General features: G+C 74.4%; 1 protein-coding gene. It reads left to right on the top strand.

The features are described from left to right. Positions 1-98: 98 nt before the first annotated feature. Positions 99-806, top strand: a 708-nt coding sequence (gene folP, locus DMH12_RS38650; protein ID WP_125495872.1) for a dihydropteroate synthase, incomplete at its 3' end; no start/stop codon positions are given.

The following is an 806-nucleotide window of genomic DNA, read 5'->3' as shown; positions in this document are numbered from 1 at the left end:
TCAAATGTGTATAAGAACCGGGGCGGGCCCCCGCCACCCCCGCCCGACCGGCCACCGGCCGCCGCAGGCATCCCACCCACTGGGCCTACGCTGAACACATGAGCAAGCAGACCGGCCGCCGCCACCTGGCGGGCCTCACCGCATGGGACCGCTGCGCGGTCATGGGGGTCGTCAACGTGACCCCCGACTCCTTCTCCGACGGCGGTCGCTTCTTCGACACCACGGCCGCCATCAAGCGCGGCCTCGACCTGGTGGCCCAGGGCGCCGACCTCGTGGACGTCGGCGGCGAGTCCACCCGCCCCGGCGCCACCCGCGTCGACGAGGACGAGGAACTCCGCCGCGTGGTCCCCGTCGTCCGCGGACTCGCCTCCGAGGGCGTCACCGTCTCCGTCGACACCATGCGCGCCTCGGTCGCCGCCCAGGCCCTCGCCTCCGGCGCCGCCCTCGTCAACGACGTCAGCGGCGGCCTGGCCGACCCCCGGATGATCCCGGTGGTCGCCGACGCCGCCGCCCCCTTCGTCGTCATGCACTGGCGCGGCCTCCTGGAGGGCGGCAACGTCAAGGGCGTCTACGAGGACGTGGTCACCGAGGTCGCGGACGAGCTGCGCGCACGCGTGGAGGCCGTCCTGGAGGGCGGCATCTCCCCCGACCGCGTCGTCGTCGACCCCGGCCTCGGCTTCTCCAAGGACGCCGAGCACGACCTGGTCCTCCTCGCCCACCTCGACCGCCTCCTGGGCCTCGGCCACCCCCTCCTCGTCGCCGCCTCCCGCAAACGCTTCCTCGGCCGCGTCCTCGCCGCCGGCCCC

The organism is Streptomyces sp. WAC 04229, from assembly GCF_003947455.1.
Classification (GTDB): domain Bacteria; phylum Actinomycetota; class Actinomycetes; order Streptomycetales; family Streptomycetaceae; genus Streptomyces.
The sequence above is the reverse complement of the archived record's forward strand: the minus strand, read 5'-3'. Positions and strand labels throughout refer to the sequence as shown.